This window comes from Tardiphaga sp. 862_B3_N4_1 (assembly GCF_051811085.1).
Classification (GTDB): Bacteria; Pseudomonadota; Alphaproteobacteria; order Rhizobiales; family Xanthobacteraceae; genus Tardiphaga; species Tardiphaga robiniae.
This window is the reverse complement of record NZ_JBPWQB010000001.1, coordinates 1143081-1168806: the sequence shown is the minus strand read 5'-3', so window position 1 is coordinate 1168806 and position 25726 is coordinate 1143081. Positions and strand designations below refer to the sequence as shown.

The window sequence follows — 25726 nt, the reverse complement described above, 5'->3', positions numbered from 1 at the left end:
AACGCTCTAGCAGGCTTTGTTGAAGCGGACATGTCAAACACCGACGTTTTGATCATCGGCGCCGGCCATAACGGCCTCACTTGCGCGGCCTATCTCGCCATGAGCGGGTTGCGCGTGAAGGTGGTCGAACGACGTTCCGTGGTTGGCGGCGCCGCGGTGACGCAGGAGTTTCACCCCGGCTTCCGCAATTCGGTCGCGGCCTACACTGTCAGCCTGCTCAACCCGCAGATCGCCTCTGATCTGAAGCTCGCCGAACACGGCCTGCGGATCGTCGAGCGCAAGGCGCAGAATTTCATTCCCGCCCCGGACGGCAGCTATCTCCTGACAGGTGAAGGCCGCACGCAACAGTCGGTTGCCAAGCTCAACGCGCGCGATGCCGAGCGGATCGGCGCGTTCTCGCATGAGCTCGAAGTCATCGCCGACGTGCTCAGGGACTTTGTGCTGCGTTCACCGCCGAACGTCGTGCAAGGTTTCGGTCTCGGCGCGATCAGCGAAGCCATCAATGCGCTCAGCACCGCGAAGATTCTCAACGCACTGACCATCGAGCAGCAGCGCGTGTTGCTCGATCTGTTCACCTGCTCCGCCGGCGAGATGCTTGACGACGTTTTCGAACATGATCTGGTCAAGGCATTGTTCGGCTTCGATGCCGTGGTCGGCAACTATGCGAGCCCCTATGCCGCCGGTTCGGCCTATGTGATGCTGCACCATGCCTTCGGCGAGGTGAACGGCAAGAAAGGCGTCTGGGGCCACGCCATCGGCGGCATGGGCGCGATCACGCAGGCTATGGCCGCCGCGGCACGCTCGCACGGCGTGCAGATCGAACTCGACAACGGCGTGCGCGAAGTCCTCGTGGAGAACGACAAGGTCGTCGGCGTCATCCTCGACAATGGCGAGAGCATCCGCGCGAAATATGTCGCCTCCAACGTCAATCCGAAGCTGCTATATACACGGCTGATGCCGGCGGATGCGCTGCCCAAGCCGTTCCTCGATCGCATCCGCAACTGGCGCAATGGCTCCGGCACGTTCCGCATGAATGTCGCGCTGAACGCGCTGCCCTCCTTCACCGCATTGCCGGGCAACGGCGATCATCTCTCGGCCGGCATTATCATCGCGCCAAGTCTCGCCTACATGGATCGTGCCTGGCTCGATGCGAAGCAGCACGGCTGGAGCCGCCAGCCGATTGTCGAAGTACTGATCCCCTCCACTCTTGATGACAGCCTCAGCCCACCGGGCCAGCACGTCGCCAGTCTCTTCTGCCAGCATGTTGCACCGACACTCCCCAACGGCGCATCATGGGATGACCATCGTAACGAGGTCGCGGACCTGATGATCAAGACGGTGGACGACTACGCACCCGGCTTTGCCGCCAGCGTCATCGGCCGGCAGGCGCTGTCACCGCTCGATCTGGAGCGCGACTTCGGCCTGCTCGGCGGCGACATCTTCCATGGCGCGCTCTCGCTGAACCAGCTGTTCTCGGCGCGGCCGATGCTCGGCCATGCGGATTACCGCGGTCCGCTAAAGGGACTCTATCACTGCGGCTCGGGCGCGCATCCCGGCGGCGGCGTGACGGGCGCGCCTGGCCACAATGCGGCCAAGGCGATCCTCAGGGACCACCGGGCGCTGTTCGGCTGAGGAGATCCTGTGGATAAGCCTGTGGACAGGCGGTGGATGGGTCCTGAACAAGCCTGTCGAAAATCGCGGGATAGCGGCGGTATTATCGCCGTATAACCCTGTGCGCTGTCGGGGCACAGACCGGGTATCGCCGCATGGATAAACCCTGTACCAAGCGCGCCTAAGCTGTGCAGATCCTGTTCACGACGCTATCCGGACCCGCGATGACCACGCCTCAAGGAACCAGCCGCGCCACCTTCGCCGTCGGCGACGAATTCAGCGCCAAGCGCATCGTCGATCTCCTCACCGAGAGTTTCGAGGAAGGACAGGCCGCGATTGCTGCATTCGAGAGCCCCGAGGGCCGCTGGGACGTCACCGTCCATTTCGCCGATCCGCCGGACGAGGCGTCGATCCGCGACCTCGTCAGCCTCGCCTCGAATGACACCGTGGCGGCGAGCATCGTGTTCGACAGCATCGAGGCCAAGGACTGGGTCAAGGAGAGCCTCAAGGGTCTGGTGCCAGTGCGCGCCGGCCGCTTCATCGTCCATGGCCAGCATGACCGGGACCAAGTACGGCCCAATCAACTCGGGATCGAAATCGAGGCCGCACTCGCTTTCGGCACCGGCCATCACGGTACTACGCGCGGCTGCCTGATCTATCTCGATTATGTGCTGCGCGCGAAGGCACCGAAACGGATGCTCGATCTGGGTACCGGCACAGGCGTGCTGGCGATCGCTGCTGCGAAGGCCACGAAACGCCGCGTGCTGGCGACCGATATCGACCCGATGTCTGTGAAGGTGGCGCGCGAGAACATGCGGCTCAACGGCGTCGGTAATCTCGTCGATACTGTTTGCGCAACGGGCTTCTCGTCGCCGGCTTTCGGCGATCGCGCGCCGTTCGACCTGATCCTCGCAAACATCCTCGCCAATCCACTCCGCGCGATGTCGACCGACATGAGCCGGCATCTCACGCGCAATGGCATGGTGATCCTATCCGGCCTGTTGCCGCATCAGGCGATGAGCGTGATCGCCGCGTATCGCGCCCGCGGACTGGTGCTCCGCAAGCATCAGATCATCGAGGGCTGGAGCAGCCTGTTGATGCAGCGCGCAGGCTGACACGCCTTTCGTCATTTTCCGAACTCCGGAATAATGACGGGCGATCTGGCCAAAGCTGACGGTTGGGTTTGCTACTTCGGGGGCGGCACGTCGCGGCGACGGAGCGTTGCATTTTCCAGCCGCTCGACGCGCGTCACGCGGGCTTCGACGAAACGGCCCAGAATCTGGATGATACCGCTGCGTTGATTTGGCTGACTGGGCGGAGTTTGAGTGGACTGCACCTGGGTAGGCTGGGAATGGCCAAGCGTGGGGGGTGGCGAAATTTTCTCGAACGTAAAAGCAGGCATTGTGTATCCCCTCTTCGTTGAGTTGAGACACTCTGAATGGCCAAGCATCGCACCGACAACACAAGCCGGGGGACGTTGTTCCATCCGGTTGAACACAACCATCAGATTTCAAGCATAACTTGTGCCAAATCTGCGCAACCCTGCCCCTCGATTGCAGGCCTGACAGCGCACCCATAGGATGATCCCGCGATGTTCGAAGCCCATTTCCAGACGTTCGAAGAGCCCGAAAGCGGCGTGGCGCTGACTGCGCGGCTGGCCGCATTTCGCGAGGAATTGTTGCGCCGGAAACTGACAGGCTTCGTGATTCCCCGCGCCGATCAGCAGCAGAACGAATATGTGCCGCCCTCCGACGAGCGGCTGGCCTGGCTCACCGGCTTCACCGGATCGGCTGGCATGGCGATCGTGCTGTTGCAGGACGCCGCCGTGTTCGTGGATGGCCGGTATACGCTGCAGGCGGCCAAACAAGTCGATGTGAATGCGTGGAGCATCCAGTCGCTGGTCGAGCCGCCGCCGGAGAGCTGGCTTACGGATCACCTGAAGCCCGAAAACCGCCTCGGATTTGATCCATGGCTGCACACTTCTGCGGCAGCCGAGAGGCTGGCAGCGGCCTGCGCCAAGGCCGGCGCCGAACTGGTGGCGGTCGACAGCAATCCGCTCGATTCGGTGTGGGCCGAGCGCCCGGCGCCGCCGCTCGGCGCGGTATCGATTCACCCGCTCAACTATGCCGGCGTTTCCGAAGCCGACAAGCTCGCCCAGATCCGCGGCGAGATGGAGCGTCTGCGTGTCGATGCGCTGGTGCTGTCGGATTCCCATGCGGTGGCCTGGGCCTTCAACATCCGCGGCGCGGACGTCTCCCATACGCCGCTGCCGCTGTCCTATGCGCTGGTACCGAAACACGGCCGCCCGCAGATTTTCATCGACCACCGCAAGCTCTCCAACAGCACGCGCAACCATCTGGAAGTCTCGGCCGATGTGCAGGAGCCGGATGCGCTGACTGCGACGCTGAGCGATCTCGCCGGCTCCGGCGCATCCATCGCACTCGACAATGCGACCGCCGCCGATGCGCTGAGCCGGCTGATCACGTCTAGTGGCGGCAAGCCCGTGCGCGGCAATGATCCCATCGCTCTGCTCAAGGCAGTGAAGAATCCCGTCGAGATCAAGGGCACACAGACCGCGCATCGCCGCGACGCCGTGGCGCTGGCACGGTTTCTCGCCTGGATCGACCGCGAGGCACCGAAGGGCAAGCTCACCGAAATCGACACCGTCGAGGCGCTGGAGACCTTCCGCCGCCAGACCGGCGCGCTGAAGGATGTCTCGTTTCCGACCATCGCCGGCACCGGGCCGAACGGCGCCATCGTGCATTACCGCGTCACCCGCAAGACCAATCGCCGTATCGCGCTCGGCGATCTGCTGCTGATCGATTCCGGCGCGCAATATGAAGACGGCACCACCGACGTCACCCGCACGATTGCGATCGGCGAGCCGACCGACGAGATGCGCGACCGCTTCACCCGCGTATTGCGCGGCCATATCGCCATTGCGCGCGCGGCGTTTCCCGACGGCACCACCGGCGCGCAGCTCGATACGCTGGCGCGGCAGTTTCTGTGGCATGCCGGCCTCGACTTCGCCCACGGTACCGGCCACGGCGTTGGCAGCTATCTGTCGGTGCATGAAGGCCCGGCGCGGATCTCCAAGCTCGGCACCACGCCGCTCAAGCGCGGCATGATCCTCTCCAATGAGCCCGGCTACTACAAGACCGACGCCTTCGGCATTCGCATCGAGAATCTCGAACTGGTGGTCGAAGCCCATATCGAGGGCGCCGAACTGCCGATGAATGAATTCGAGACGCTGACGCTGGCGCCGATCGATCGCCGGCTAATTAATACCCATCGCATCAGCAAGCGCGAACTCAAATGGATCAACGACTATCACGCCCGCGTTCGCCGCGAGGTGATGCCGCTGCTCGACGATGAAGCGACGCGCGTCTGGCTGGAAGCGGCGACAGAGCCGCTGACGCAGCCGCAATAGCGAGAGAACAGCCACCACGTGAATTACAGCCCGCCTTTTCCAAAAGTCGACGCCGTCGACCTCTCCAAATCGCGGGTAATGCTGCTGTTGCTCGTGGTGATGACCGGCATCGCGCCGATCTCGCTCTATATGCTGGTGCCGGCGCTGCCCGAACTCGCGCGCACCTTCGGTGCCGACATCTCCATCGCGCAGATGACGGTGTCGCTCTACATGGTCGGCCTCGCCTTCTCGCAACTGATCATGGGACCTCTGTCGGACAAGTTCGGCCGGCGTCCGGTGCTGCTTGCCGGTCTCGGCCTGATGGTAATCGCCGGCATCGGCAGCAGCTTTGCGCTCACATTGCCGCAGTTGATCGCCGCGCGGTTCTTTCAGGCGCTCGGCGGCGCAACAGGCATGGTGATGAGCCGCGCCATCATCAGGGATCTCTATCCGCGCGAACGCGTCGGCGCGATGATCAGTCTCGTCATCGCGGTGATGATGATCGCGCAGATGCTGAGCCCGCTGGCCGGCGGTCTCCTGGAAACCGGCTTCGGCTGGCGCGCGATCTTCTATGTGGTCACCGCGTCTTCGCTGGTCGTGACGCTCGCGATCGCATTCTTTCTCCCCGAGACCAGACGGCGCGCCGCCAGTGACGTGAGCGGCGGCGGCTTCATCGCCGACTCGCGGGTGCTGCTGCGCAGCCGGACCTTCATCGGCTATCTGCTGTGTTATGTCGTGGCATCCTGGATCATCTTCACCTTTGCCGGCGGCGGTCCCTATGTGGTGGTCACGCAGATGGGCCGCACATCGGCCGAATATGGCGCGTGGTTCGCGACATCGGGTCTTGCTTATCTCGTCGGCAATCTCTGCTGCGTCCGCTTTGCGCCGCGCCGGACCATCGAACAACTAATCTGGTTCGGCCTCGCGCTGCAATTCGGCGGCGCCATGCTCAACGTGGTCTGGGGCCTCACCGGGCTGAACCAGAATCCGGCCTGGCTGTTCCTCACCCATATGATCGTGATGTTCGGCAATGCCTTCGTGATGTCGAACGGCGCTGCCGGCGCCCTCAGCATTCGGCCGCAGGCCGCGGGCACGGCATCGGGCATGATGGGCTTCCTGCAGATGGGATTGGGCTCGCTGTGCTCGCAATTCGGCGCCTGGCTCGGCGGCCATTTCGCAACGCCGGTGCCGCTCAACATTGCGCTCGTCGTGCTGTCCTGCGGCTGCGCAGCCGCGATGATCTTTCTGGTCCCCCGCCGCAAGACCGTGGTGACGGAAGAACTGATCGAGCAGGCCGAAGGCGAAGAGAGCGGGTTGTTGTAGGAGCGCTTTTCTCTCCACGTCATGGCCGGACAGCGCGAAGCGAGCTTCGCTAGATGTTCCGGCCATCCACGTCTTCCTTTGTCGCGAAGGCGTGGATACGCGGGACAAGCCCGCGCATGACGACTGAGTATGTCGTGATCACGGAGCGCCACGTCTCTCCTGATTCAACTGTCAAACAGCCACTGCTCTTCAGACATGCGTCATCACCCCCATTATTTGCGGCGCGGGGGCGCCGTCGTCTGTCGCATTCCCTGCCCCCTGTGAGAGGGCGTGCGGAACGCCGGGTGCCCGTTGCACCCTTGGGCCTGATGCGAAATGCGGTCTTCCGCAAGTGAGTGCATCAGGACTTTCGGAGGCGCCGAGCGATTGCCCGACGTTCCGCATGCGGTGTTTTTTCGGTTGCTTGCACTTTGCCTCAGCGAACGATCCGATCACCGAATTAAAGTCCCAAGGCGATGGGAAGGGAGCCTCAAGCGAATAGGCCGGACACGTTTTGACTTGGTCGTCCGTCACACTGTCCAGGGAGTCTTTCCATCCCAAGGTCGGACGTCTCCTTGCCAGTGGCAGTGCTGGCGCAGATCCGTCCTGCCCGAAGACAGACGTCAACCCATGAACCGCGTAACGCCGCATCTCCGGCGTCCACCGCATCCTGCCCGCGAACGTGACGATCGCGATCGCCCCTCTCGGTGGGGCAGGACGAAGGGGAATATAAACCTGATGGGGATGTTGTCAACGGGATATAGGAAAAAATGTTTGGGCGCCTCTGTGCACCCTACCCTCGTCATTCCGGGGCGCGGGCGCGCCTTCGCGCACGTGAACCCGGAATCTCAGCATGGGAGTCTTCAACCGCGCCGAACATATCGAGATTCCGGGTTCGCGCTCTGCCGGCTTCGCGGGCGACGCACGCCCCGGAATGACCGTGCGGGTCTTTACCCCCCGATCAGCGCCAGCCACTCATCTTCCGTGAGCACTGCAACGCCGAGATCGCGCGCCTTGGTGAGCTTCGAACCTGCGTCCTCGCCGGCCACCACATAGTCCGTCTTCTTCGACACCGAGCCTGCGACCTTGGCGCCGAGGCGCTCGGCACCGGCTTTGGCTTCATCACGCGTGAACTTGGTCAACGAGCCCGTGAACACCACGGTCTTGCCAGCCACCGGCGTATCGGTCTTGGCCTGTGCGACATCGAGCACCTCGATCTCGCCGAGCAATTCGTCGAGCGCCTTGACGTTACGTTTCTCGGCGAAGAACTCGACGACCGCGTCCGCGACGATTTCACCGACGCCGTCGATGGCGTTGAGATCGGAATAGGCTTCGGACGTATTCTCCTCGGTGCCCTGCCCCGCAGCAGCCGCCAGCATCGCCTCGCGAAACGCAGCGAACGAACCGTAGTGTCGCGCCAGCAGCTTGGCATTGCCTTCGCCGATGTGACGGATACCGAGCGCGAAGATCAGGCGATTGAGCTCGATCTTGCGGCGGTCATCGATGGCGGCGAACAGGTTGCGCACCGAGGTCTCGCCGTAACCTTCACGGTCTCGCAGCTTCTTGGTGTTGCGCTCGTCGCGTTTGGCCAGCGTGAAGATATCGACGGGATGCATGATGATGCCCTCGTCGTAGAATTCCTGGATCTGCTTGTCGCCGAGCCCGTCGATGTCGAAGGCCAGCCGCGAGACGAAATGCTTGAGCTTCTCGACTGCCTGCGCCGGGCAGACCAGCGCGCCGGTGCAGCGCGTGACGACTTCGTCGTTCTCGCGGATCGCATGGCTGCCGCAGACCGGACACTTGGTGGGAAATTCATACGGCTTTGCGCTCTTCGGGCGCTTGTCGAGGACGACATTGACGACCTGCGGGATGACGTCGCCGGCGCGTTGCACGATGACGGTGTCGCCTTCGCGAATATCGACGCCGTCGCGCAGCGGCTGGCCGTCATTGCCGATGCCGGCGATATAGTCCGCATTGTGCAGCGTTGCATTCGACACTACGACGCCGCCAACGGTGATCGGCGTCAGCCGCGCCACCGGCGTCAGCGCGCCGGTGCGGCCGACCTGGATATCGATTTTCTCCAGCACCGTCGTCGCCTGCTCGGCCGCGAATTTATGTGCGATCGCCCAGCGCGGCGCGCGGCCGGCGAAACCGAGCCGCGCCTGCCAGTCGATGCGGTCGACCTTGTAGACGACACCGTCGATATCATAGCCGAGCTTGGCCCTGATCTCGCCGATGCGGCGATAGAAGGCGAGCGCATCGTCGACGCTCTTGCACAATGTGATCTCGGGATTGACAGTGAAACCGGCCTTGTCCAGCCACGCGATCATCGCGTGCTGGGTCGGCTCCGGCATCGGATAATCCGACATCTCGCCCCAGGCATAGGCGAAGAATTTCAGCGGACGTGACGCGGTGATCGCCACGTCCTTTTGGCGCAATGAGCCCGCTGCCGAGTTGCGCGGATTTGCGAACACGGTGTCGCCGGCCTCTTCCTGCTTCTTGTTGAGGGCAAGGAAATCGCTCTTCAGCATATAGACCTCGCCGCGCAATTCGCAGGCGGCAGGGATGTGCTTGCCTTTCAGCGTCGTTGGAATGTCCTTGATAGTGCGGACATTGGCAGTGACATCCTCGCCGGTGAAACCGTCGCCCCGCGTGGCGGCGCGGATCAGTTCGCCATTCTCGTAGCGCAGCGACAGCGACAGACCGTCGATCTTCGGCTCGGCGACGATGGCAGGGATTTCATCGAGCTTGAGGAAGCGCTGGATGCGCTCGACGAATTCTGTCACTTCCTCATCGCTGAACGCATTGCCCAGCGACAGCATCGGCATCACATGCTGCACCTTGGCAAAGCCGCGCGCGGGCGCTGCGCCGACCGTCTGTGTCGGTGACGCGCCGGTGACGAGATCGGGGAATTTGGCTTCGATCGCCTCGACCCGGCGACGCAGCGCGTCGTAGTCCGCATCCGACACCGTCGGCGCGTCGTCCTGATAGTAGCGCTTGTTGTGCGCTTCCATCTCCAGCGACAGCCGCATCAGCTCGATCTTCGCTTTGGGCTTCGTGAGCGTGGAGATGTCGGGGGGAGTTTTTGCGGGTTTTGCCATACGCGGTCACCGATGTTCGTCATGGCCGGGCTTGTCCCGGCCATCCACGCCTTGAAGCGCTGTTGTAAAGACGTGGATGCCCGGCACAAGGCCGGGCATGACGGAGTACAATGGTGAAACAAGGTGCACGTCGCGGTTCCGGGTTCGCTCGCCAAGAGGCGAGCGCCCCGGAATGACGTTCAAATCAGGCCGCGCCCTTGAGCAACCGCTCCGCTGCGGCCCGCGCTTCGGCGGTAATCTCCGCGCCGGCGAGCATCCGCGCGATTTCCTCGCGGCGATGATCCTCGGCCAGCGTGTTGACGCGCGTCGCCACGCGCTTGCCCTTGTCGAGGGCATCCTTGGAGATCAGCAGATGCTGGTCGGCCCTCGCTGCCACCTGCGGGGCGTGGGTGACGGCCATCACCTGGACCTTGCCGGCGAGCCGCGCCAGGCGCGCGCCGATGGCGTCGGCGACGGCACCGCCGACCCCCGTGTCGATTTCGTCGAACACCAGAGTCGGTGCCGAGCCCTTGTCCGACAGCACCACCTTGAGCGCCAGCAGGAAGCGCGAGAGTTCGCCGCCGGAGGCGACCTTCATCATCGGGCCCGGGCGGGTTCCGGGATTGGTCTGAACCCAGAATTCGACACGGTCGATGCCGTGTGGACCCGGCGTCGCCGCATCGCTGTCGACCTGGGTGATGAATTTCGCACGTTCAAGCTTGAGCGGGCCGAGCTCGGCGATGACGGCCTTGTTGAGCTTCTCGGCGGACTTGATGCGCGCGGCCGAAAGCTTGCTCGCCGCAGCGCTATACTTCTTGTCGGCCTCCGACGCCGCACTCTCCAGCCCCTTGAGCTGGCCGGCGCCGGCGTCGATGGTGGCGACATCGGCAAAGTATTTCGCGGCCAGCGCGGCGAGCCCGTCGACCGGCGTCGAATATTTCCGCGCGGCGCCGCGCAGCGCGAACAGCCGCTCCTCGATGCGCTCGAGTTCCGCAGGATCGAAATCGGCAGCGATGAGCGCGGCGGCAAGATGCTGATCGGCTTCTTCCAACGCGTTGATGGCGACGTCGATCGCTTTCACCGCAGGCTCGACCAGCGACGGCGATGAACCGGCGCGGCGCTCCAGCCGGCGCACGGCGGCGGCCAGCGACGAGATCGGCGAATGATGGCCGGACACGGCCTCCTGCGCCTCGCGTAAATCGGCCGCGATCTTCTCGCCGTGCATCATGCCGGTGCGGCGCTCCGCAAGCTTGCTCTCCTCGCCGTCCTTCGGGTTGAGCTTCTTCAGCTCGTCCGCGGCGTGGCGCAGATAATCGGCGTCGCGGGCGGCGCGCTCCATATTGGCGCGATGGGTCTCCAGCGCCGCATAAGCGGTCTTGCGGGCGTCCCAGAGTGTCTCCAGCGCGGTGACGTCCTTCTCCAACCCAGCGAAAGCGTCGAGCAGCCGGCGATGCGTGGCGGCGTCCACCAGGGCGCGCTCGTCGTGCTGGCCGTGGATCTCGACCAAAGCGGCGCCGACCGCCTTCATGGTCTGCACAGAGATCGCCTGATCGTTGATGAAGGCACGGGTGCGACCATCGGCGAGCTGCACGCGGCGCAGAATCATCTCGCCGGAATCGTCGTCGAAACCGTTGTCCTTGAGAATCGTCAGCGCCGGGTGGCCCTTGGCCAGGTCGAACACGGCCGTCACCTGGCCCTGCTCGACGCCGTGGCGCACGAGGCCGGCATCGCCGCGGCCGCCGAGGGCCAGCGCGAAAGCATCGAGAAGAATGGATTTGCCGGCGCCGGTTTCACCGGTCAGCACAGCAAGACCGCGGGAAAACTCGATATCGAGCCGTTCGATCAGGACGATGTCACGGATCGACAGACGGGCCAGCATGGGAGGTCAGTTCCTAACCGAGGCCAAATCTCTTGAAGGCCTTGCTCAGGTAAGACCCTTTGTTCTCGCTCGGCTCGAGACCGCCGGACTTTACAAGATTGTAGGCGTCTTTGTACCACTTGCTGTCAGGAAAGTTGTGGCCAAGCACGGCGGCAGCCGTCTGCGCCTCGCCGACCACGCCGATCGCCATATAGGCCTCGGTCAGGCGCATCAGCGCTTCCTCGACGTGACGCGTGGTCTGATACTGCGTCACCACCGTCTTGAAGCGGTTGATGGCGCCGGTGTAGTTGCGCTTGTCGAGATTGTAGCGGCCGATTTCCATTTCCTTGCCGGCAATCTGGTCGCGTGCGCCTTCCAGCTTCTTCTTGGCCGAGGTCGCATATTCCGAGGTCGGATATTTGCGGACCACTTCCTCGAGCGCAGCCATTGCCTTTTCGGTGCGGCCTTGGTCGCGCGAGATGTCCGGGATCTGGTCGTAATGCGAGGCGGCGATCAGATACTGCGCATAGGCCGCATCCGGGCTACCGGGATGCAGCGTCACATAGCGCGTGGCCGAGCCGATGCAGGTGTCGTAGTCGGCGGATTCGTAGGCCGCATAGGCCGACATCAGCAGCGACTTGCGCGCCCATTCCGAATACGGATGCTGACGATCGACTTCCTCGAATTTCTTCGCGGCGGCCTTGGGATCCTTGTTGTTGTTCATGAGGTACAAGCCCTCATTGTAGAGCTTGTCGGCGGGCTCCTCGACGAAAGTGTCGTCCTTGGTGCCGAACTTGTCCCACAGTGCGCCGGTGCCGCAGCCACTCAGCGGCACGGCCAGCACGATGAGGCCCGACGCCAACCGCACATGGCGGCCGAAGCGGGTGAGCAGGGAATCACGGGATTCGAGCGTAATGCGCTGTGCCGACATATATCTGAGACCTGACGCCTTCATGCGGTGTCTGCGCGGTACGCGCACAATCACGGACCAACCGGATACGCGCCCGCAGCTTCGCTTGACCGCGTGCTCTATCTACCCGAATGACATCCGTTAACCAACCGGATACGGAGCCATTTCGCCCGGATTAAGGCGAAGAATGTGGAGATACAGGCGGTTATGGTTACCGGGGATGTCTCGGTGCCCGCAAAGGTCTACGCGCCCGCAAAAGCGCAACGCAAAATACCGGCAGCGGGTAGAAGAAGGCCAGAAAGCCCGATCTTAGGAAACGTCCGGGCCGAAAGCCGGGGCGATCATGCCGCCAAGCATGCCCGAGGTGACATCGGCGCTGGCGCGGCCGCGGCGGACAGGGACGGCATCGGCTTCGACGATCTTCCAGGCCGAACGATCGGCCATCAGGGCGCAGAGCACGGCGTTGTTGAGCTTGTGGCCGCCGCGCACCGAGCGGTAAGCGCCGAGGATCGGCAGACCTGCCAGCGCGAGATCGCCGACAGCGTCCAGCACCTTGTGGCGGGCGCATTCATCGCTGTAGCGCAGGCCTTCGGTGTTGAGCAGCTTGTCATCGTCGAACACGACGGAATTCTCGAAGGACGCGCCGAGCGCAAAACCGGCGCTCCAGAGGCGGGCCACGTCGTTCATGCAACCGAAGGTGCGGGCACGGGCGATATCGCGGCGGAAGGATTCGGGATTGAGATCGAGCACGTAGCTCTGGCGGCCAATCACCGGATTGGCGAAGCTGATTTCGACTTCGGCGCGGAAACCCGCAGCGTGGGGGCGGATTTCGCCGAACGAGTCACCGATGGCAACCTGCACCGGTTTGAGAACCTGAATGAAGCGGCGACGGGCGCCCTGCTCCACAACGCCGGCCTGATCGATGGCGGCGACGAAGGCGGCTGCGGAGCCGTCCATGATCGGCACTTCCGGTCCATCGACTTCGATGGTGGCGTTGTCGATGCCCATGCCGCGCAGCGCAGCGAGAACATGTTCGGCGGTGGAAACGATTGGGCCTTCACGATCGCCGAGCACGGTGGCAAACTCGGTGGCGATAACGGATTTGGCGTCGGCCTGGATTTCGCGATCAGCACCTTCAAGACCGGTGCGAACAAAAATATAACCTGCATCGACGGGCGCAGGTCCAAGCGTGAGACTGACAGGCTTTCCAGAATGGACGCCGACACCGGTAACGGTGGCTTGCGATCCAAGCGTTGTCTGTCGGCTGAAAGTCATAAGGTACCCACCCAAGTAGCCTCTCGTCATGAGAGGGACTCTCTCAGTCGAACCTTGCGGCCTCCTGAGTCCCCGAGTCGCAGTCACATTAACCCCTGCCACAAAGTGCGCCAACTCACGCTTTTTTACCGATTGTTACCCCACCTTTGCCGCAATCAGGCCAGGGGTTAACCAAAATTTCTGCCGGTTCCACGGCCGTTTCGAGCCTTGGCAGAGCGCGACGGTAAAGATTAATGACTTACTATCAATAGGTTAAGAAATCCTACGCCTTTTGGTGGCTGTCACAAACGAAAGCCCCGGCTGATCCAGCCGGGGCTTCTGTCGTCGTCACGATTGTAACAAAGGTCAGCTGGTCTGGCGGCGCAGGAAGGCCGGGATATCCAGATGATCATCGCCCTGTGGCGCCGGCGCAACAGGTGCCGGGCGGCCATGAGAATCAAGACCCTGCGGGGCCGGACGGCGGGCGTATTCGGACACCGGCGGCTCGTTACCCATCTGCTGGGCGACGCTGCGCTGTGGCTTACGCTCGGGCAGCGGCGGCATCGGAGCCATCGGCGGGGCCGACGGACGACCGGAGACCGGCGCTTCCGTTTCCTCGTCGCGGCGGCCGAGACCGACATTGGCCAGACGCTGCAGCAGCGACAGGCGAGCCTTCTGCGGTTCCTCTTCCGATTCGCCGCGTGCCTGACGGATCTCGTTCTGGGCCGGCATCGGCAGTTCTTCGAATTTCGGCATCCGCGGAGCGCGCAGCGGAGCACGTTCGGCCGATGGCGGAATGAACTGTTCGGGGATCGGCGCTTCGACAGGGGCTTCCTGACGCGGCGCTTCCGGGAACAGCGAGGGCTTCTGCGCGATCGGACGTACCATCACATCGCCATACTGCTGCGGCGCAGCGGCTTCCGGAGCCACGGCAGCGGCGATGGCGGCGAGCGCGGCACGCTCATGGCTGGTCGCAGGTGCACGGGGCGCGGCAGCGGGCGCCGGAGCGCCGGCAGACTTGGCAGCCGCTGCGGCAGCGAGACGCTGGTTGTCCGCGCGAAGACGCGCGGTCAGATCGGCCAGGCGGGCATCCGGAGCGCCGTTGCCGGCAGGAGCAGCAACGGCCGAGGTCACGGTGGTGACCGGGGCCGAGGAATTGCGAGCCAGCATGGCCTGCTCGATGCCGGTGGCGACGACCGACACGCGGATCACGCCGTCGAGGCTCTCGTCGAAGGTGGCGCCGACAATGATGTTGGCGTCGGCATCGACTTCTTCGCGGATACGAGTCGCGGCTTCGTCGACTTCGAACAGGGTCAGGTCCTTGCCGCCGGTGATCGAGATCAGCAGGCCGCGGGCGCCCTTCATCGAGCTATCGTCGATCAGCGGGTTGGCGATCGCAGCTTCCGCTGCGGTCAGCGCGCGCTTCTCACCGGTGGCTTCGCCGGTGCCCATCATCGCCTTGCCCATCTCCTTCATGACTGCGCGCACGTCGGCGAAGTCGAGGTTGATGAGGCCTTCCTTGACCATCAGGTCGGTGATGCAGGCAACACCCGAGTAGAGAACCTGGTCGGCCATCGCGAAAGCGTCGGCGAAGGTGGTCTTCTCGTTGGCGACCCGGAACAGGTTCTGGTTCGGGATGATCAGCAGCGTGTCGACCACCTTGTGCAGCTCGGCAATGCCGGCTTCGGCGGTGCGCATGCGGCGCTGGCCTTCGAAGTGGAACGGCTTGGTGATCACGCCGACGGTGAGGATGCCCATGTCGCGCGCGGTCTTGGCGATGACGGGCGCTGCACCGGTGCCGGTGCCGCCGCCCATGCCGGCGGTGACGAACACCATGTTGGCGCCGGTCAGGTGATCACGGATTTCGTCGATGACTTCCTGCGCGGCGGCCGCACCGACATCCGGCTGCGAACCGGCGCCGAGTCCCTGGGTGACCTGCGTGCCCATCTGCACGATGCGCTGGGCCTTCGACATGGTCAGCGCCTGCGCATCGGTGTTGGCGACGACGAAATCGACGCCCTGCAGACCGGCGGTGATCATGTTGTTGACGGCGTTGCCGCCAGCGCCACCGACACCGAACACGGTAATGCGGGGCTTCAGCTCGCTGATATCAGGAACGTTGAGATTGATGGTCATGAGGTTGCCTCTCGATTACGCGCGCGTTGTGTGGTCATGCCATTGGCCGGTGGCCGATGGCGTCGGAGATGGAAAAAACACTGGCCGGAAAAATTTCATCAGAAGCCCTCTCGAAGCCATCGTCCGACCTTTCCGAAATAACCGTCACTGGTCCCTGTCTTGAGCTGCCGCGTATGCCGCGGTTCGACATGTTCAAGATGAGCGAATTGCGGATACACCAGCAGGCCCGACGGCACCGCGAACGAAGCGCTCTTGGCTTCATTGGGCAGCCGGCCGAAGCCGAGTGGTCGTGCAATGCGAACGGACCGTCCGAGAATCTGGCTGCCGAGTTCGGCGAGGCCCGTGAGCTGCGACGCGCCGCCTGACAGCACCACGCGTGCGCGCGGTTCTGCAGCGAAGGGCGAATCCGCCAACCGGTCCCTGACCATTTCAAAAATCTCCTCGGCACGCTGACGCACGATGTTCGCGATCGTGGCGCGGGACACGACCTGCGGAAAATCGCGATCGTTATCACCAGCCGTCGGCACGTTCATGAGTTCGCGCGCATCGGAGCCACCCGTCAGCACCGTGCCATATAACGTCTTGATTCGCTCGGCATCCGCGATGCAAGCACCGAGTCCGCGCGCGAGATCCATGGTGATGTGTTGCCCGCCGACCGCAAATCCCGAGGCGTGCACGAAGCGTCCGCCGGAATAGGTCGCGATGGTTGTCGTACCTGCGCCCATCTCGACGACCGCAGCACCGAGATCGGTCTCGTCGTCGGTCAGCACGGACAAACCTGCAACATAGGGCGCCGCAGCCATGGCTTCGACATTGAGATGGCAGCGCTCGACGACCAGCATCAGGTTACGCGCGACCGTCGCGTCCGCAGTGACGACATTCATATCGACGCCGAACTGCGAGGCGACCATGCCCTTGGGATCGCGAATGCCCTTCACGCCATCGAGTGAATAGCCGACCGGCAATGCATGGAGCACCGTGCGGCCCGGCGGCGTTGCGTGGCGCATGCCGGTCGAGGTGACGCGTGCGATATCGGACGCTGTGACGGCGCCGCCCTTGATATCGGCTGACGCTTCAATCAGTTGGCCCTGCAGGCGACCGGCCGAGACCGACAGCAGCACGGATTCGACGCGAACCTTGGCCATACGTTCGGCCAGCGCCACCGCCTGACGGACGGCCTGCTCGGCCTCGCCCATATCGACGATCGCACCGGACTTCACGCCGCGCGACTGGATCTGGCTGTAGCCGATCAGTTCAACCGCATGGCTGCGGCCACGCAGGGCTTCGTTCGGCGCGGATGGCCGCAGACGCGCGATCATGCACGCGATCTTGCTGGTGCCGACGTCCAGCGACGCCACCAGCGCGGTGCGGTTGGCCGCCATCTGACGCGTTTTCGGCGCCTGGTTGCGATCGAGACCGGTCATGCCGCGCCAGCCTTCTTCTTGGACTTGTCTTGTGCCTTGAACAGATCTTCGCGCGCCTTCGCTGCGTCTTCCGACAGCCGCACGGTCAGCCGATCCGACAGCCGCATGTCGATGGCGACGATGTCGCGCGAGAACAGGCGATCTTCCTTGTCGAGCTTGCTGAGCATGGCCAGCGCGTTGCCGACGTCGATTTCCGGGAGGCGAATGTCGAGGCCATCCTTCAGGCGGAGATTCCAGCGGCGCTCACCGACGAAGATCGCGGCCTTGGTGACCGAGCGGACCTGTGGGTAGCGATCCAGCAGCGCGAGGAAATCCCTGGCGTTGCTGTCGGCGCCCTTGCCCACCACCAGCGGCAGCGACATGAAGCGGCGCGACACGTAGTTTTCGAGAACGGCACCGTCATCGGCGATCACCGAGAGACGACCGTCCTCCTGCCACAGCGCAAAAGCCGTGCGTTCGGTGACATCGATCTGCAGACGGTTCGGATAGAGCTTCAGCACATTGGCGTCAGCGATCCACGGATTGGCCTTGAGCTTGTCGCGGACAGCCGCTGCATCGAGGAAGAACAGCGAGGAGCGACCATTGACGCCGCCGATGGCCAGGATCTCGTCCTGGGTCAGCTGCTTGCGGCCGTTGAGAATGACGGAGGCAATGCGGAAGCCGGCGGCATTGGCCGCAGCGTTGCGCGCATCGCTAAAAGCTTCGACCATTTCGTCGACGTGATTGCCCTTGACCACGCCAAGCGCGAGGCTGCCCGTCAGCATCAACACGGTGGCCGCAATTCCGACGCGGCGCGGCGCGTAACGCTCAAGCGTCGCGATGAAGCGATTGGAACTCTGTTCGCGGACGGCAGGCTTGGCGGCACGAAAACGGGCCCAGAAGCGGGCGAGCGGGCTCAGCTGCTCGCGCAGCAGAATGCCTGCCCCAAGGGCAGCCATTTTAAGATCAGCTTGGGGCCTCAAGGGTCGCACCGACCGAGAGAGGCGTCCTCCACCATCCATACCACGAGCTCGTCACAGGTTACGTCCGCATTGGCGCGGGACTTGAGGCGTGAGTGACGTCTCGGTCCTGCCGGGATGGATTCAAGCCTTTGAAAAAGGCCGGTTTTCCATCGATACGCGTCGTCACGGAGTCCCCGCAAAGCTCACGCCTCGGCAGCCAAGCGCACACGCGCCGCCAGCGTTAACCTTCGGCCTTCCTGGTAAACAAAGTGTAAAGGGGATGGGCGCAGAGTGCGATTTGATGCGGCTGTGGAAGACTTTAGCCGAGGTGTGGCCGATGCGCCCGAGGGAACTGCGGCAGCTTCATGGCCGGCGTCGCGGGGTTGCCGGAATTAACGCGGCGATCGGGTGTTGTGGACGGCCAGCGATTAAACTCCGTCATGCCCGGCCTCGTGCCGGGCATCCACGCCTTGGCGAAAAGCGAAGACGTGGATGGCCGGGACAAGCCCGGCCATGACGGAGTGAGATAACTGGCTGGTTAGCCGCCTGCCCGTTTCACCGCGAGCTCGATCTGGCCGTTCAAAAAATCCACGAAACTGATCCCCTGCGCGTTCAGCGCCTTGGGATAGAGCGAGGCTTTGGTCAGGCCCGGGAGCGTGTTGGTCTCCAGATAGACTGGGCCTTTGGCCGACACGATGAAGTCCGACCGCGAATAGCCGCGGCACGACATCGCGCGGTGCGCCTTCACCGCGAAATCCATGATCCCCGCGGAAACCTCCGGCGTGAAACGCCCGGGGCAGATCTCCTGCGTCGATTTGGCGAGATACTTCGCCTCATAGTCGAAACCGCCATCAGCCGGGATGATTTCGATCGGCGGCAATGCGATCAGCGAGCCATCGGCCTGCTCAAGCACGGCGCAGGTCGCCTCGACGCCGGCGACGAACGGCTCAATCACATAGTCCTCGGTCTTGGCCGCATTGCGCACAGCAACGAGATCCTGCTTCGCATTGACGAACATCAGGCCGTAGCTCGATCCGTCACGTGCGGGCTTGGCGATCAGCTTGCCGTATTCGGCGAGCGCGGCTTCCATGTCGTTCAATGCGACACCCGCCACGATGGGCACGCCTGCGATGGCCGCGAAGCGCTTGGCGCCGACCTTGTCGAAAGACAGATTGGATGATGCCGAACCGGAACCGGTGAACGGGATGCCGCGCATTTCGCACATCACCTGCAGCTCACCATTCTCCGCAGCGCCGCCATGCATGCCGAGCACCAGCACGCGGTTCTCGGCTTGGGCCTTGTCGAGCGCCTGCGTCAGCACGCCGATGCTGCTGCCACCGGGCTTGAACGGATCCTCGAACGGACGATCATGGGAGAGCAGCGCCGTGCCCGACGTCTCGTAGACGCGGTCATCGGCATCCCAGAACCACAGATCCGCATCGGGCAACGCGCTGTGCAGGGCCTGTGCGGAGGCCACCGACACCAGACGCTCCTTGTTCAGGCCACCAAACATGATGGTGATCCGCTGAGGTCTCGCCTGCTCCGTCATCGTGTCGTCTCCGAACCCATCCGCGAATCGCGCCGCTGCCGACAAGGCAATAGCATCACGCTAGCCGAGTCATATAATGCCTTGTCGGGGGCGGTTTTGCGAGCCCGCCCCGCGGTGACATGGAAGCGACCTGATGATCAGAGCCTGGCTCGAACTCTCTACCTTCGGCATCTTCGCGACGCTGGGCACCATCTATTACGGAGTCGCACTGATCCTCGTGGGGCTGACCTCCAGCCGGCTGCTGTCGATGCGGCTGAAGTCCCTCCACGGTATCGTCGCGCCCTTCTTTTCCTCGGTGGCCATCCTGTTCGGCCTGCTCACGGGCTTCCTTGCCAGCGACGTCGGTGACCGCAACCGCCAGGCCGTCCGCGCCGTTCAGATCGAGGCCGGCGAGTTGCGCAACATCCATACGCTGAGCGTGGCATCGGTCACTGACATGTCCAACATACGCGCCGCGCTGAAGGCCTATGTGACATCGGAAGTGACGGAGGAATGGCCGGCAATGCTGCTCGGCCTGAAGTCGCCGCGCACCGATGTGGCCTACGACAGCCTGCTGCGCGAAATCAGCGATCCCGCCATCACGCGCGATGCCAGCAACACGGTGCATGGGGCGCTGATGGGCGCCTCGATCCGCGCGGGGACCGCGCGCAATGACCGGCTCAGCCTGTCGACCGACCACACCAACGATCTGAAATGGACGTCGGTGCTGCTGCTCGGGCTGATCACGCAACTGGCGCTGGCGCTGGTGCATCTGGAACGTCCGCGGGCCATGCTCGCGGCGCTCACGGTGTTCGCCAGCGGCGCCATCGTCGCGCTCGGCATTATCGCGCTGCAGGAGCATCCGTTCGACGGCGCCTTCCGCGTCGCCCCTGCGCCGCTGGAGAATCTGCTGAGCATCAGCGAGGCCGGACCGGCGTCGGCACTACCGCCACCGCCGAAATAGCAGCCAAAACGTTTCCGAGCGAAGCGGTGCCGGTTCGCGTCAAGGAAATGTATCAGACAAATAGTATTACGGCGCGACGCCGATCCGCTTAATTTCCCAGTGCAGGTCGATGCCCGACTGCGCCAGAACGCGCGCGCGCACTGTCTCGCCGAGCGTTTCGATATCGCTCGCCGTGGCATCGCCGGTGTTGATCAGGAAATTGCAGTGCATTTCCGACACCTGCGCCCCGCCGACACGCAAACCGCGGCAGCCGGCGGCATCGACCAGCTTCCAGGCCGAATGACCGGGCGGGTTCTTGAACGTGGAGCCACCGGTCTTCTCACGGATCGGCTGCGCGGTCTCGCGATGCGCCTGCACCTCGTCCATCCGCGCGCGGATCGCGGCGGAATCGGTGATCGTCCCGCGAAACTTTGCTGACGTGAAAATGATCGACGGTGAGACGCCGGAATTGCGATAGACGAATTGCATGCCGGCATTATCGAAGACGTGCTTCGTGCCATCGCGGCCGATGCCGGTTGCTTCGATCAGTACATCCTTGGTCTCGTCGCCATTGGCGCCGGCATTCATCCGCAGCGCGCCGCCGATGGAGCCGGGAATGCCGAAGTAGAATTCCAGCCCGCCAACATTCGCCGCTGCCGCCGTCTCCGCCACGCGCTTGTCGAGCGCGGCGGTGCCCGCGCTGACGATGTCGCCATCGGCTGATACTGCACCGAAGCCGCGTGGGCTCAGGCGAATGACGACACCTTTGATGCCGCCATCGCGCACGATGAGATTGGAGCCGACGCCGACGACGGTGACCGGAATATCGCTCGGCAGCTTCAACAGGAAGTAAGCGAGATCGTCTTCGTCGGCTGGCGTGAACAACACCTGCGCGGGACCACCGACGCGAAACCATGTCAGCGGCGCGAGGGACTCGTTCGCGAGCAGACGCCCGCGCAGATCGGGCATCGCGGATTTGAGTTGGGGGGTGATGTCGGGGAAGGTCATGTTATTGCGCAGGAAGAAGACATGGATGGCCGGAACAAGCCCGGCCATGACGAGAGAGAGTGAAGACTACTACTAAAAAGGGCGGAGCGCTCGCAAATGTGATAAGGCGAAAATGTAACTCCGTCATGGCCGGGCTTGTCCCGGCCATCCACGCCTTTCGAGCTATCAACATGGCAGGTGGTTACGTGTACTTCATGACCAATCGGCCGAATGGCATCCTGTATGTCGGGGTGACCAACGATCTCGTGCGCCGCGTCCACGAACACAGATCCGGCTTCGTCGATGGCTTTACCAAGCGGTACGATCTCAAGCTGCTCGTGTATTTCGAGCGCTTCGAGGACATCCGCGACGCCATTCAGCGCGAGCATAACATCAAGCACTGGCCGCGGGCGTGGAAGGTTCGGAAGATCATGATCGACAATCCGAACTGGGACGACCTGTATCCTCTCATCACGCAGTAAAGACGTGGATGGCCGGGACAAGCCCGGCCATGACGAACTCTTCTGCAGCGTATGCCCCATCAAGTCACCCCAGCGCCTTCAATTCGCCCGGCAATGCGTAAGCCCATTGCGTGATGTTGCCGGCACCGAGACACACGACCGTATCGCCCGACTTCGCTACGCCTGCGACAAGACCAGCAAGCGCCGCCGACTCCTGCAGCGGGATCACCTCGCGATGGCCGTGGGCGCGCAGGCCGAGCACGAAATTGTCGCGATCGATGCCCTCGATCGGCGCTTCGCCGGCGGGATAGACGTCGGCGACGATCACGGTGTCGGCGTCGTTAAAGCAGGTGCAGAATTCCTCAAACAGCGACTGCAGGCGCGTGTAGCGATGCGGCTGCACCACGGCGATGACCTTGCCCGCGGTGCTTTCACGCGCGGCACGCAGCACGGCGGAAATCTCCACGGGATGATGGCCGTAGTCGTCGATGATGGTGACGCCGTTCCACTCGCCGGTCTTGGTGAAGCGGCGCTTGACACCGCCGAAGCCGGCGATGGCCTTGCGGATCGCCTCATCGGACATGCCGAGTTCATGCGCGACGGCAATCGCCGCCGTGGCATTCAGTGCGTTGTGACGACCCGGCATCGGCAGCAGCAGATTATCGATCTCATGCGCAGTGCCGGCCTTGCGATCGCGGAACGCTACCTTGAAGGACGAGCCGCCATTGGCGGGCTTGAGGTCAACGAGCCGCGCATCGGCCTGCGGGTTCTGCCCGTAAGTGATGATGCGGCGATCCTCGATCTTGCCGACGATGCTCTGCACCACGGGGTGATCGATGCACATGACAGCGAAGCCGTAGAACGGCACGTTCTCGACAAAGTGGCGGAACGCATCCTGCACGGCATCGAAGGTCTTGAAGTGATCGAGATGTTCGGGATCCACATTGGTGACGATGGCGACATCGGCCGGCAGCTTCAGAAAGGTGCCGTCGCTCTCGTCGGCCTCCACCACCATCCATTCACCGGCGCCGAGCCGCGCATTGGTGCCATAGGCATTGATGATGCCACCATTGATGACGGTGGGATCGAGTTCGCCGGCATCGAGCAATGCGGCTACCATCGAGGTCGTCGTGGTCTTGCCATGGGTGCCGGCGATGGCCACGCAGCTCTTCAAGCGCATCAGCTCGGCGAGCATCTCGGCGCGGCGCACCACCGGAATGCGCTGCGCGCGCGCGGCCATCAGTTCCGGATTGTCGCGCTTGATCGCCGTGGAGACGACGAGCACGTCGGCGCCCGACACGTTATCGGCCTTGTGGCCGACATGGATGGTGATGCCTTTTTCGCGCAGACGATTGACATTGGCACTTTCGGAAGCGTCCGAGCCCTGCACGGTGTAGCCGAGATTGCACAGCACCTCGGCGATGCCGCTCATGCCGATGCCGCCGATACCGACAAAGTGAATGGGTCCGATTTCGCGCGGCAGTCTCATGGGGCGTCTCTATGTTCCATCATGTCCGGGCAGCGCGAAGCGAGCTTCGCTGGACGTCCGGGCATCCAAGCTCGTTCGAGCAGATGACTCCTTCAAACAGACGTGGATGGCCGGGACAAGCCCGGCCATGACGAAAAAGACGGAAATTTGGCTTGCGGATCAGGCGAATCCGCCTTGAGCACCCTATTCCGCCGGCGCGGGAACCGGCGCCGGTGCGCGATCCGCACGATTGGCAATGAGCGCCACAGCGACCCCAGCCAGCGGAGCGAGCGCCGCGACCCATGGCACCGCGCTCAGACCGCCATGCGCAATCACCGCGCCGCCAAGCCACGCGCCAATGGCATTGCCGAGATTGAACGCGGCAATGTTGAAGCTCGACGCGAGACTCTGGCCGGCGCCCTCGGCCTTGCGTAGCACCGCCATCTGCAAGGGCGACGCGGTGGCGAAGGCCGTGGCACCCAGCAGCGCGATAGCGATGATGACGGCGACCTGATTATGCGCGGCGAAGGTGATCAGCACGAGCGTCACCGCCAGGGCCAGCAGGCTGCCGAACACGCTGCCCGCCGGCCAGCGATCGGCAAGACGTCCGCCGGCCAGATTGCCGACGATGGCGCCCGCGCCGAACACCAGCAGGATCGGCGACACGGCCGCATCGGAGAAGCCAGAAATCTTCGTCAGGACCGGCGCGACATAAGTGAACAGCGCGAAGATGCCGATCCAGCCCAAAATTGTTGTGAGCAGGCCGAGCAGCACCTGAGGCCGCGCCAGCACTGCGAGATCGTCGGACAGCTTGCTGTGTTCTTCCGGCGCCTTGACCGGTGGCACCAGCAGCGCCACTGCGGCCATCGCAACCATTCCCACCAGCGTCACCGCGTAGAAGGTCGCGCGCCAGCCATAGCCCTGCCCGAGCCACGTCCCGAACGGCACGCCGAGAATGGTCGCCACCGTCAGGCCGGCGAACATGATGGAGATCGCCGACGCCTTCTTGTTCTCGGGCACGAGGCTCGTCGCCACCACCGAGCCGACGCCAAAGAACGTGCCATGCGCGAAAGCCGTCAGCACGCGTGCCGCCATCAGGCTCCAGTAGTCCGGCGCCAGGGCGCAAGCGAGATTGCCCAGCGTGAAGATGCCCATCAGCACCAGCAGCACGGTTTTGCGCGGCCAGCGACTGGTGGCGATGGTCATGATCGGGGCGCCGAGCACGACACCCAGCGCATAGCCCGAGATCAGCAGACCCGCGGCCGGGATCGACACGCCGAGGTCGCCGCCGACCTCGATGAGAAGACCCATGATGACGAATTCGGTGACGCCAATTCCGAAGGCGCCGGCGGTAAGCGCGTAGAGTGCAAGAGGCATGAACGTGGTGTCCCGTGGGTGAAGCGGGCCAATTGCCCGATGACGGGAGATGTGGACCTCCTGACATTGATGAGATAGACGTGGCATAGGAACAATATTTGTGAATTGAATTCACTCAACGAATTACGGCCAGATGTCACGACTGGACGTCAACCGCTCCGGCGAGATGGAAGTGTTCACCCGCGTGGTCGAGCTCGGCGGTTTTTCGACCGCGGCGCGGGCCTTCCGAATGACCCCCTCTGCCGTCAGCAAACTGGTGGCGCGACTGGAGGCACGGCTCGGCGTGCGGCTCATCAACCGCTCGACGCGCAAGCTTCAGCTCACGCCGGAAGGCAGCACTTTCTATGAGCGCGCCTTACGCATTCTCGACGAGATCAGCGCAGCCGAACGCGAGGCCGCCATCGGCGCCACACCGAGCGGCCTGCTGCGCGTCAATACCAGCGTGCCCTTCGGCCTGCGTCTCCTGCTGCCGCTGCTCCCCGATTTTGCGAAGCGCTATCCGGACATCAAGGTCGAGGTCGTTCTGACGGATCTCGTGGTGGATCTCCTGGAAGAGCGCGCCGATGTCGCCATTCGCGTTGGCTTGATGCGCGAGTCACGGCTGCTGGCGCGCAAACTCGGCGAGAGCCGGATGGTCGTGGTCGCCTCGCCCGGCTATCTCAAAGAGCGCGGCACACCCAAAACGCCGGACGATCTCGCACATCACAATCTGTTGCGCTTCGGCTTCGCCAAGTGGGAGAACGGCTGGCCGTTCAAAATCGGCGGCGAGACAGTCGCCGTCATGCCGTCAGGCAATGCCCTCGTCAGCGACGGCGAAGCGATGCAGCACCTCGCCGTCGCCGGCATGGGCCTTGCGCGGCTGGCGCGTTTTCATGTCGAAGCCGACATCGCAGCCGGACGTCTTGTGCCGGTGCTCGAAGCGTTCAATCCCGGCGACATCGAACCGATCCACGCCGTATTCGTCGGCCATGGCGGACAGTTGCCGGCGCGCGTGCGGGCGTTTCTGGATTACCTGGTGGAGACCGTGAGGCTGTAGC

19 protein-coding genes are annotated in these 25726 nt (G+C 63.5%); 7 read left to right on the top strand and 12 right to left on the bottom strand.

From position 1 onward, the window contains the following. The first annotated feature begins 30 nt into the window (after positions 1 to 30). On the top strand, positions 31 to 1632 hold the full coding sequence (locus AB8B02_RS05475; RefSeq protein ID WP_439063351.1) for a phytoene desaturase family protein: 1602 nt from the start codon (positions 31 to 33) through the stop codon (positions 1630 to 1632). A 203-nt stretch (positions 1633 to 1835) separates the two neighbouring features. After that, positions 1836 to 2726, top strand: a complete 891-nt coding sequence (locus AB8B02_RS05470) for a 50S ribosomal protein L11 methyltransferase (RefSeq protein WP_309946614.1) — start codon at positions 1836 to 1838, stop codon at positions 2724 to 2726. A 71-nt stretch (positions 2727 to 2797) separates the two neighbouring features. On the opposite strand, the gene AB8B02_RS05465 is transcribed toward AB8B02_RS05470, so the two are convergent. Continuing rightward, entirely contained in the window at positions 2798 to 3013 is a 216-nt protein-coding gene (locus AB8B02_RS05465; protein WP_139285921.1) for a hypothetical protein, read from the bottom strand. Between the two features lie 189 nt (positions 3014 to 3202). Here AB8B02_RS05465 and AB8B02_RS05460 point away from each other — a divergent pair, with 189 nt between their 5' ends. Together AB8B02_RS05460 and AB8B02_RS05455 are read left to right on the top strand one after the other, a co-directional pair. Beyond that, on the top strand, positions 3203 to 5041 hold the full coding sequence (locus AB8B02_RS05460; protein WP_439063350.1) for an aminopeptidase P family protein: 1839 nt from the start codon (positions 3203 to 3205) through the stop codon (positions 5039 to 5041). Positions 5042 to 5119: 78 nt separating this feature from the next. Continuing rightward, a complete protein-coding gene (locus tag AB8B02_RS05455) occupies positions 5120 to 6343 on the top strand; it encodes a multidrug effflux MFS transporter (RefSeq protein ID WP_439064600.1) in 1224 nt (407 codons plus the stop codon). Between the two features lie 929 nt (positions 6344 to 7272). Here AB8B02_RS05455 and ligA read toward each other — a convergent pair. The 8 genes from ligA to AB8B02_RS05415 all read right to left on the bottom strand — a co-directional run bounded on the left by ligA (position 7273) and on the right by AB8B02_RS05415 (position 19474). Then, positions 7273 to 9423 (bottom strand): NAD-dependent DNA ligase LigA, encoded by a 2151-nt coding sequence (gene ligA / locus AB8B02_RS05450; protein ID WP_439063349.1) that lies wholly within the window; start codon positions 9421 to 9423, stop codon positions 7273 to 7275. Between the two features lie 184 nt (positions 9424 to 9607). Continuing rightward, a complete protein-coding gene (gene recN / locus AB8B02_RS05445; RefSeq protein WP_439063348.1) occupies positions 9608 to 11281 on the bottom strand; it encodes a DNA repair protein RecN in 1674 nt (557 codons plus the stop codon). Between the two features lie 13 nt (positions 11282 to 11294). Further along, complete coding sequence (locus tag AB8B02_RS05440; RefSeq protein WP_439064599.1) at positions 11295 to 12191, bottom strand: outer membrane protein assembly factor BamD; 897 nt, start codon at positions 12189 to 12191, stop codon at positions 11295 to 11297. Positions 12192 to 12479: 288 nt separating this feature from the next. Beyond that, a complete protein-coding gene (gene lpxC / locus AB8B02_RS05435; protein ID WP_089267338.1) occupies positions 12480 to 13445 on the bottom strand; it encodes a UDP-3-O-acyl-N-acetylglucosamine deacetylase in 966 nt (321 codons plus the stop codon). A 345-nt stretch (positions 13446 to 13790) separates the two neighbouring features. Beyond that, complete coding sequence (gene ftsZ, locus AB8B02_RS05430) at positions 13791 to 15560, bottom strand: cell division protein FtsZ (RefSeq protein ID WP_068734083.1); 1770 nt, start codon at positions 15558 to 15560, stop codon at positions 13791 to 13793. 98 nt (positions 15561 to 15658) lie between these two features. Beyond that, positions 15659 to 16984: a cell division protein FtsA gene (gene ftsA, locus AB8B02_RS05425; protein WP_068734085.1), complete on the bottom strand. Its 1326-nt coding sequence runs from the start codon at positions 16982 to 16984 to the stop codon at positions 15659 to 15661. After that, entirely contained in the window at positions 16981 to 17985 is a 1005-nt protein-coding gene (locus AB8B02_RS05420) for a cell division protein FtsQ/DivIB (RefSeq protein WP_089267340.1), read from the bottom strand. The genes ftsA and AB8B02_RS05420 overlap by 4 nt, the downstream gene beginning before the upstream one ends. A gap of 478 nt (positions 17986 to 18463) precedes the next feature. Beyond that, positions 18464 to 19474: a D-alanine--D-alanine ligase family protein gene (locus AB8B02_RS05415; protein WP_439063347.1), complete on the bottom strand. Its 1011-nt coding sequence runs from the start codon at positions 19472 to 19474 to the stop codon at positions 18464 to 18466. 133 nt (positions 19475 to 19607) lie between these two features. On the opposite strand from AB8B02_RS05415, the gene AB8B02_RS05410 reads away from it, so the two are divergent. After that, positions 19608 to 20417, top strand: coding sequence for a DUF4239 domain-containing protein (locus AB8B02_RS05410; protein ID WP_093760512.1), 810 nt, complete (start codon positions 19608 to 19610; stop codon positions 20415 to 20417). 66 nt (positions 20418 to 20483) lie between these two features. Here AB8B02_RS05410 and murB read toward each other — a convergent pair whose 3' ends face one another. Further along, entirely contained in the window at positions 20484 to 21404 is a 921-nt protein-coding gene (murB, locus tag AB8B02_RS05405) for a UDP-N-acetylmuramate dehydrogenase (RefSeq protein WP_439064598.1), read from the bottom strand. Positions 21405 to 21529: 125 nt separating this feature from the next. On the opposite strand from murB, the gene AB8B02_RS05400 reads away from it, so the two are divergent. Further along, positions 21530 to 21865 (top strand): GIY-YIG nuclease family protein, encoded by a 336-nt coding sequence (locus tag AB8B02_RS05400; RefSeq protein ID WP_120289047.1) that lies wholly within the window; start codon positions 21530 to 21532, stop codon positions 21863 to 21865. Positions 21866 to 21929: 64 nt separating this feature from the next. Here AB8B02_RS05400 and murC read toward each other — a convergent pair whose 3' ends face one another. Both murC and AB8B02_RS05390 read right to left on the bottom strand, forming a co-directional pair. Continuing rightward, positions 21930 to 23333 carry a UDP-N-acetylmuramate--L-alanine ligase gene (murC, locus tag AB8B02_RS05395; protein WP_068734093.1) on the bottom strand — a complete coding sequence of 468 codons (1404 nt, stop codon included), beginning with the start codon at positions 23331 to 23333 and terminating at the stop codon, positions 21930 to 21932. 183 nt (positions 23334 to 23516) lie between these two features. Then, positions 23517 to 24689, bottom strand: a complete 1173-nt coding sequence (locus tag AB8B02_RS05390) for an MFS transporter (protein ID WP_439063346.1) — start codon at positions 24687 to 24689, stop codon at positions 23517 to 23519. Between the two features lie 133 nt (positions 24690 to 24822). Here AB8B02_RS05390 and AB8B02_RS05385 point away from each other — a divergent pair, with 133 nt between their 5' ends. Beyond that, complete coding sequence (locus AB8B02_RS05385) at positions 24823 to 25725, top strand: LysR family transcriptional regulator (RefSeq protein ID WP_439063345.1); 903 nt, start codon at positions 24823 to 24825, stop codon at positions 25723 to 25725. Position 25726: the final 1 nt, after the last annotated feature.

Coding starts and splice junctions, on each gene's coding strand:
- AB8B02_RS05460 (WP_439063350.1), top strand. CDS start 3,203: ATGTTCGAAGCCCATTTCCAGACGTTCGAAGAGCCCGAAAGCGGCGTG.
- AB8B02_RS05390 (WP_439063346.1), bottom strand. CDS start 24,689: ATGCCTCTTGCACTCTACGCGCTTACCGCCGGCGCCTTCGGAATTGGC.
- AB8B02_RS05415 (WP_439063347.1), bottom strand. CDS start 19,474: ATGACGGAGCAGGCGAGACCTCAGCGGATCACCATCATGTTTGGTGGC.
- AB8B02_RS05465 (WP_139285921.1), bottom strand. CDS start 3,013: ATGCCTGCTTTTACGTTCGAGAAAATTTCGCCACCCCCCACGCTTGGC.
- murC (WP_068734093.1), bottom strand. CDS start 23,333: ATGAGACTGCCGCGCGAAATCGGACCCATTCACTTTGTCGGTATCGGC.
- AB8B02_RS05385 (WP_439063345.1), top strand. CDS start 24,823: ATGTCACGACTGGACGTCAACCGCTCCGGCGAGATGGAAGTGTTCACC.
- AB8B02_RS05400 (WP_120289047.1), top strand. CDS start 21,530: ATGGCCGGGCTTGTCCCGGCCATCCACGCCTTTCGAGCTATCAACATG.
- AB8B02_RS05410 (WP_093760512.1), top strand. CDS start 19,608: ATGATCAGAGCCTGGCTCGAACTCTCTACCTTCGGCATCTTCGCGACG.
- ftsA (WP_068734085.1), bottom strand. CDS start 16,984: ATGACCGGTCTCGATCGCAACCAGGCGCCGAAAACGCGTCAGATGGCG.
- murB (WP_439064598.1), bottom strand. CDS start 21,404: ATGACCTTCCCCGACATCACCCCCCAACTCAAATCCGCGATGCCCGAT.
- AB8B02_RS05475 (WP_439063351.1), top strand. CDS start 31: ATGTCAAACACCGACGTTTTGATCATCGGCGCCGGCCATAACGGCCTC.
- AB8B02_RS05440 (WP_439064599.1), bottom strand. CDS start 12,191: ATGTCGGCACAGCGCATTACGCTCGAATCCCGTGATTCCCTGCTCACC.
- AB8B02_RS05420 (WP_089267340.1), bottom strand. CDS start 17,985: ATGGATGGTGGAGGACGCCTCTCTCGGTCGGTGCGACCCTTGAGGCCC.
- AB8B02_RS05455 (WP_439064600.1), top strand. CDS start 5,120: ATGCTGCTGTTGCTCGTGGTGATGACCGGCATCGCGCCGATCTCGCTC.
- AB8B02_RS05470 (WP_309946614.1), top strand. CDS start 1,836: ATGACCACGCCTCAAGGAACCAGCCGCGCCACCTTCGCCGTCGGCGAC.
- recN (WP_439063348.1), bottom strand. CDS start 11,281: ATGCTGGCCCGTCTGTCGATCCGTGACATCGTCCTGATCGAACGGCTC.
- ligA (WP_439063349.1), bottom strand. CDS start 9,423: ATGGCAAAACCCGCAAAAACTCCCCCCGACATCTCCACGCTCACGAAG.
- ftsZ (WP_068734083.1), bottom strand. CDS start 15,560: ATGACCATCAATCTCAACGTTCCTGATATCAGCGAGCTGAAGCCCCGC.
- lpxC (WP_089267338.1), bottom strand. CDS start 13,445: ATGACTTTCAGCCGACAGACAACGCTTGGATCGCAAGCCACCGTTACC.